This window comes from Kitasatospora sp. NPDC056531, from assembly GCF_042794375.1.
In the GTDB taxonomy this organism is placed as follows: domain Bacteria; phylum Actinomycetota; class Actinomycetes; order Streptomycetales; family Streptomycetaceae; genus Kitasatospora.
Genome location: NZ_JBHTTU010000170.1, coordinates 1 through 7525, shown reverse-complemented (window position 1 = coordinate 7525; position 7525 = coordinate 1). Strand labels below are relative to the sequence as shown.

The 7525-nt window shown below is 75.2% G+C and carries 1 protein-coding gene and 1 pseudogene; both read left to right on the top strand.

The features are described from left to right. On the top strand, positions 1–3034 hold a 3034-nt coding region (locus tag ACFQ87_RS43160; protein ID WP_380616487.1), incomplete at its 5' end, for a polyketide synthase dehydratase domain-containing protein. Positions 3035–3167: 133 nt separating this feature from the next. Continuing rightward, positions 3168–7525 (top strand): annotated as a pseudogene (locus tag ACFQ87_RS43155) (type I polyketide synthase); the annotation flags it as partial.

Genomic DNA, 7525 nt, shown 5'->3' with positions numbered 1-7525 from the left:
GGTCCTGGAGACCTTGCGTCGTAACGAGGGCGGTCCCGGGCGCCTGGTGACGGCGCTGTCGGCGGCTTTCGTCGCGGGCCTGCCCGTCGACTGGACCACCCTGCTCCCCGCCGGCCGGCACGTCGAACTGCCGACCTACGCCTTCCAACACCGCCGCTACTGGCTCGACCAGGGTGTCCGGACGGGCGACCCGGCCGGGCTCGGGCTGGTCTCAGCCGAGCACCCGCTGCTGGGTGCGGCGGTCAGCTCGGCACACGACGGCACCGTGTTGTTCACGGGCCGCCTTTCCGCGGCTGCTCAGCCCTGGCTCGCCGACCACGTCGTCCTGGGCACGGCGATCGTGCCGGGGACGCTCTTCGTCGAGCTGGCGGCCTGGGCGGGCGGCGAGGTGGGCAGTCCCACCGTCGAGGAACTGACCCTGCACACCCCGCTCGTCCTGCCGGACACCGGGGCCCTGCGGATCCAGGTCGTCGTGGGCGCGCCGGACGAGGCCGGCGCGCGCGCGATCGGCATCCACTCCCGGCCCGAGAACGCGCCCGCCGACCAACCGTGGACCCGGCACGCGGACGGCACGTTGGTCGAGGGCACGGACGTCGACCCTGCCGGTGACGAGTGGGCGAGCTGGCCTCCGACCGGTGCCGTGCCGCTGGACGTGGACGACTTCTACGAGCGCCTGGCGGCCTCCGGAGTCGACTACGGACCCGCGTTCCGGGGCCTGCGGGCCGCCTGGCGGCACGGCGACGAGCTGTTCGCCGAGGTTGCGCTCCCTGCCGAGCACGAGCGCGAGGCGGCCGGCTTCGCCGTGCACCCGGCCCTGCTCGACGCCGGGGTCCAGGCGCTTCGGGTGGGCGCCGACGAGGACGAGGACGTCCGGGTGGCGTTCTCCTGGCACGGCGTCCGCTTCTACGGCACCGGTCCGGTCGGCCTGCGGGTCCGGCTGACCCCGGCCGGGGAGGACGGGGTCTCGATGCGCGTCGCGAACGCGGCGGGCCGCCCGGTCGCGGTGGTCGAGTCGCTGACCGTTCGCCCGGTCTCCGCCGAGCAGCTGCGCGCGGTCGGTGGTGCGCACCGGGACGCGCTTCTCCGACTGAGCTGGGAGGACCGGGGCAAGGCCACGCCGAGCTGCGGTGCGCCCGGACGCCTCGCCCTGCTCGGTGCGGCGGACACCCTCGACGGCTTCGAGCCGGCGGCCCGGTACGCGGACGTGGCGGCACTCGCCGCCGCCGTCGCGGCCGGCGAGCCCGCCCCCGACAGCGTCGTGCTCGCCGCGACCGACCTGGATCCGATCGCCGGAGACCTGATCGCCGCAGCCTCGATCGCCGCAGACCTGGCCGCCGCGGACTCGGCCACCGCAAGCCCGGCCGCCGGCAGGATCGGCGCGGAAGCACTCCTCCGGATGTCCCGCACGGCGGCCCGGGTCGCCTCCCAGGCGGCCGCTCAGGTCGCGGCCTGGGCGGCCGAACCGGGGCTGGGGGAGAGCAGGCTCCTGCTGGTGACCCGGCAGGCAGTCCTCGCCGCAGGCGGGGACCGGGTTCCCGACCCGGCCACGGCGGCCGTCTGGGGCGCGGTGTGCGCGCTTCAGGCCGCGCACCCGGACCGGATCCTGCTGGCCGACCTGGACGGTGACCCGGCCTCCGCCGCCGCGTTGCCCACGCTGGTGTCCGCCGGCGAACCGCGGCTCGCCGTGCGCGGCGGACGGCTACTCGCCCCGTTGCTGGCCAGGGCGGCGGCGGCCGACCACGCGGCCCCGGCCGAGCAGTGGGGCACGGGAGACGGCACGGTGCTGATCGGCGGCGCGGACGGCCCGCTCGCCGCCGTGCTGGCCGGACACCTCGTCGCCGCCCACGGTGTCCGTCGTCTGGTCCTGCTGCCGGGCGACAGTACGGGCATCGGCGCCGTGCGCCGACTGGCGGACCGGCTGGCCGAAGCGGGAGCCGAAGCCGAGGTCGTCACCTGGGTACCGGGTGACCAGGATGGGCTGTGTGCCGCGCTGGACGCGGCCACCGCCGGGCACCCGGTGGCCGGCGTGCTGCTCGCGGCGGCGGAGGCGGCCCGCGACGGCCGCCCGGAACCGACCGTCGAAGCGGCCCTGGCCCTGTCCGGACTCCTCGGCGCGCACCCGAGCGCGTTCCTCGTGACGCTCTCCCCGGCGAGCGGTCTCCTCGGCGCCCCCGAACCGCCCACGGCCGCCGAGCCTGCGGCCGCCGTGGTCGCTGCCCTCGCCGAGGCGCTGGCGGCCGCCCGGCACGCCGACGGCCTGCCCGCCGCCGCGCTCGCCTGGGGGCCCACCGCGGTCGGCGAATACGAGGCCGAACTCCCCGAAGGGCTCATGGAGTTGACGGAGGCCGAGGTGGTCCTCCTGTTCGACGAGGCGCTGCGCGTGGCCGGGCCCGGACTGGTGCTCACCCGGCCCGACCGCGCGGCGCTGCGCACCCGCCCGGAGGCCGTGCGCGGTCCGCTGCGGCACCTGCTCCGCGCCCTGGAGGCCCGCCGCGCGGCCGGTGGCGCCGGGACGCCCGAGACGCCGGGGGTCGACGCCCTGCGGCGGCGGCTGGCGGCGCTGTCCGAGGAAGAGCGTGAGCGCGAACTGGTCACGCTCGTACGGACCTCGGCGGCCGCCGTCCTCGGACACCTGGGTGCCGACGAGGTCGGGCCCGAGCGGGCGTTCAAGGAGGTCGGCTTCGACTCGCTGATGGCGGTCGAACTGCGGAACCGCCTGATGCGCGCCACCGGGGTGCACCTGCGCTCGACCCTGGTGTTCGACTACCCGAACCCGGTGAGCCTGGCCCGCCACGTGCTGGCGCGCCTCGCCGAGGAGTCCTCGGAGGCCACCCCGGTGCTCGCCGACCTGGACCGGCTGCACGAGGCCCTGCCGGCGGTCCTGGCCGAGGACGGCGCCCGCGACCGGATCGCCGAACGCCTGCGCGAGCTGCTGGCGTTGTGCGGGGCGCCGGACGACGGGACCGACGCGGACGACCTCCTGTCCGCCACCGACGACGAGCTGTTCTCCCTCGTCGACCAGGGGTTCGAGTGATGCTGCGGACCCACCCGGGCCCACCACAGCACCAGCACCAGCACCAGACCAGCGACAACGACCGTTCGATCGAGGAGTCGGAGTAGACGTGGCCGAGTCGGAAGAGAAGCTCCGGTCCTACCTCAAGCGGGCCGTCGCCGACGCGCGGGACGCGCACCGGCGGGTACGGGAGCTGGAGGAGCGGGGCCGCGAGCCGATCGCCATCGTGGGCATGGCCTGTCGCTTCCCGGGCGGGCTGTCGACGCCGGAGCAGCTGTGGGAGTTCGTGGCGGGCGGCGGCGACGCGATCGGCGCCTTCCCGACCGACCGGGGCTGGGACCTCGACGCCCTGTACGACCCCGACCCCGACGCCCCCGGCACGGCGTACGTCCGCGAGGGCGGATTCCTCTACGACGCGGCCGACTTCGACGCCGGCTTCTTCGGGATCTCGCCGCGCGAGGCGCTGGCGATGGACCCGCAGCAGCGGCTGCTGCTGGAGATCTCCTGGGAGGCGTTCGAGCGCAGCGGCATCGACCCGACCACCCTGCGCGGCAGCCGCACCGGCGTGTACACCGGGATCAACTGGCTCGACTACACCACCGTCCTCGCCCGCACGGCCAAGGGTCGCGACGGCACTCTGGGCATGGCCAACGCCGCCAGCCTGCTCGCCGGCCGGGTGTCCTACGTCCTCGGCCTGGAGGGGCCGGCGGTGACGGTGGACACGGCGTGTTCCTCGGCGCTGGTCGCACTGCACCTGGCGGTCGGCGCACTGCGCTCGGGGGAGTGCGACCTCGCGCTCGCCGGCGGCGCCACCGTGATGTGCACCCCGGAGACGTTCGTCAACTTCAGCCGACAGCGCGGCCTCGCCCCGGACGGCCGCTGCAAGCCGTTCTCGGCGGCGGCCGACGGCTTCAGCCCCGCGGACGGGGCGGGCCTGCTGGTGGTCGAGCGGTTGTCGGACGCGGTGCGCCACGGGCATCCCGTCCTCGCGGTGGTGCGGGGTTCGGCGGTGAACCAGGACGGTGCGTCCAACGGGCTGACGGCGCCGAACGGTCCGTCGCAGGAGCGGGTGATCCGCCAGGCTCTGGAGGCCGCCGGCCTGGCCACGCGCGACGTGGACACGGTCGAGGCGCACGGCACCGGCACCCCGTTGGGGGACCCGATCGAGGCGCAGGCTCTGCTGGCCACCTACGGGCAGGGCCGTCCTGAGGACCGGCCGCTGTGGCTCGGCTCGGTCAAGTCCAACATCGGGCACACCCAGGCGGCGGCGGGTGTGGCGGGTGTGATCAAGACGGTGATGGCGCTGCGCCACGAGGAACTGCCGAGGACGCTGCACATCGACGCCCCCTCACCGCACATCGACTGGGCGACCGGCAGCGTCCGGCTGCTGACCGAGCCGGTGTCCTGGCCGCGCTCGGAGCGCCCGCGCCGGGCCGCCGTCTCGTCGTTCGGCGCGAGCGGCACCAACGCGCACGTGGTGCTGGAGGAGGCGGCGGAGGCGGAGGTTCCCGCGGCGGGTGAGGTCGTCGGCGGGGTGGTGCCGTGGGTGGTGTCGGCGCGGTCGGGTGCGGCACTGCGGGATCAGGTGGAGCGGCTGCGGGAGTGGGCGGTGGCACATCCCGGGGCTGACCCGGTGGATGTGGCGCGGGCGTTGGTCTCGGGTCGGGCGGTGTTGGAGCACCGGGCGGTGGTGTCGGGGCGGGATCTGGCTGAACTCGTTGGTCGGCTGGGTGAGTTGGCGGAGGGTGAGTCGGTTGCTGGGTCGGGGTCGGGTGCGGTGTTCGTGTTTCCGGGGCAGGGGTCGCAGTGGGCGGGGATGGCTGCTGAACTCCTGGTGTCCAGCGAGGTGTTCGCCTCCGCGGTGGAGGAGTGTGCGGGGGTGATGGATCCGCTGACGGATTGGTCGTTGGTGGAGGTGTTGCGGGACGGTTCGGGTGGGTTGCTGGACCGGGTGGATGTGGTGCAGCCGGCGTTGTTCGCGGTGATGGTGGGGCTGGCTCGGTGGTGGGAGTCGTGTGGGGTGCGGCCGGCGGCGGTGATCGGCCATTCCCAGGGGGAGATCGCGGCCGCGTATGTGGCCGGTCTGCTGTCGCTGGAGGACGCGGCGCGGGTGGTGGTGTTGCGGAGTCGGGCGCTGCGTGGGGTGTCGGGTGGGGGGATGCTGTCGGTCGGTGTCGGTGCCGAGCGGGCGGCTGAACTCCTTGCCGGGGATGGTCGGTTGTCGTTGGCGGCGGTCAACGGCCCGTCGAGTGTGGTGTTGTCCGGGGACGTCGAGGCGCTGGCCGGGGTGGTCGAGCGGTGTGAGCGTGAGGGTGTGCGGGCGCGGTGGATCCCGGTCGACTACGCCTCGCATTCGGCCCACATGGATGCGGTGCGTGAGGAGGTCGTCGAACTGTCGTCGGGTGTGCGGCCGTTGGCGGGTCGGGTGGCGATGTACTCGACGGTGACGGGTGAGGTGGTGGATGCGCCGGAGCGGTTGGCGGGTTGGTACTGGTTCGACAATCTGCGTGGCACGGTGCGGTTGGATGCGGCGGTGCGGTCGGCGGTCGGGGACGGGCACACGCTGTTCGTGGAGTGCAGCCCGCATCCGGGTCTGGTCGTCCCGATCGCCGATCAGCTGGAGGACGTCCCGGGTGCTGTGGTCCTGGAGACCTTGCGTCGTAACGAGGGCGGTCCCGGGCGTCTGGTGACGGCGCTGTCGGCGGCTTTCGTCGCGGGCCTGCCCGTCGACTGGACCACCCTGCTCCCCGCCGGCCGGCACGTCGAACTGCCGACCTACGCCTTCCAACACCGCCGCTACTGGGCCGAGCCCGACCCCACGGACGCCGCCGGCGTCGGCTGGGGTCAGTCGGCCGTGGAACACCCTGTGCTGGGCGCCGCCGTCGAGCTGGCCGACGGCTCCGGGACGGTCATGACCGGTCGGCTCTCCACGGCCGCTCACCCCTGGCTCGCCGACCACGCCGTGCTCGGCACGGTCATCGTCCCGGGCACGGCCTTCCTCGAACTCGCCCTCCGCGCAGGGGCCGAGGCCGGCTGCCCGGTGGTGGACGAACTCACCCTGCACACCCCGCTCGTGCTGTCCGACACCGAGGACGTGCGGATCCAGGTCACCGTCGAGGACCCCGACGAGGCCGGCGCGCGTGCCATCGGCATCCACTCCCGGCCCGAGAACGCGCCCGCCGACCGACCCTGGACGCGGCACGCCACCGGCCTACTCGCAGCTGCGCCCGAAGCCCCGCCCGAGGCCCCGGTCGACGAGGCGGTCGCCGAGCAGTGGCCCCCGGCCGGCGCTCAGCCGGTCGACACGGACGACCTCTATGAGCGCGCGGCGGCGGCCGGCTTCGACTACGGCCCGCTGTTCCAGGGCCTGCGGCAGGTCTGGCGGCGCGGCTCCGAGCTGTTCGCCGAGGTCGAACTGCCCGACGAGGGCGGCGCCGACGCCGACCGCTTCGCGCTGCACCCGGCCCTACTCGACGCTGCTGTTCACCCGATGCTGGTCCGCGACGACCCGGACGCACCCCTCCAGGCCGGCCTGCCGTTCTCCTGGACGGCTGTCCGACTGGACACCCACCACGCCCGGGCCCTGCGCGTGCGGCTGGCGGCGGGCGCGGCCGGCGAGGTCTCGCTGAGCGCCCACGACGAGGACGGCCGGGCGGTCGTGTCCATCGGCTCGGTGGTCGTCCGACCCGTCTCCGCCGAGCGGCTGCGGACCGCCGACTCGCCGCTGCGCGACTCCCTGTTCGAACTCCACTGGACGGAGCGGGAGTCGGAGACCGGACAGGGCTCCGGCAAGGCCGTCACCCTGGACGACGCCCCCGACCTCCTCGACGATGCCGAGGCCCGGCTCCCCGAGACCGTTCTCGTGCGCATCCCTTCCGCCGAGGGCCCGGAGCCCGCGCGGGCGCACGAGCTCACCGCGCGCGTCCTCGACCTCCTGGACCGCTGGCTGGCCGACCCCCGGACCGCCGACACCCGCCTCGTCCTGCTGACCACCGGCGCGGTCGCGGTCGGCGAGGGCGAGCGGATCGCCGACCTCGCCTCGGCCGCCGTCTGGGGCCTGGTCCGCTCCGCGCAAGCCGAGCACCCGGGGCGCTTCGTCCTGGTCGACGTCGACACCGACACCTCCGAGGAGGCCGTGCTCGCGCAGGCCGCCTCGGGCGAGCCCCAGCTCGCGCTGCGCGGCGGCACCGGATTCCTCCCCGGCCTGGTCCGGGCCGCCGCCCGACCCGAGGGCACCGGCTTCGCGCCCGCGCCCGAGGGCACCGTCCTGATCACCGGCGGCACCGGCACCCTCGGAGCCCTGTTGGCCCGCCACCTGGTCGCCGAGCGCGGCGCACGTCGGCTTCTGCTGCTCAGTCGGCGCGGCACGGACGCCCCCGGCGCGGCCGCCCTGGCCGCCGACCTCGCCGACCTGGGCGCCGACGTGCGCATCGAGGCCTGCGACGCGGCCGACCGCGAGGCCCTCGCCCGGGTGCTCGCCGCGATCCCCGCCGAGCACCCGCTCACCGCCGT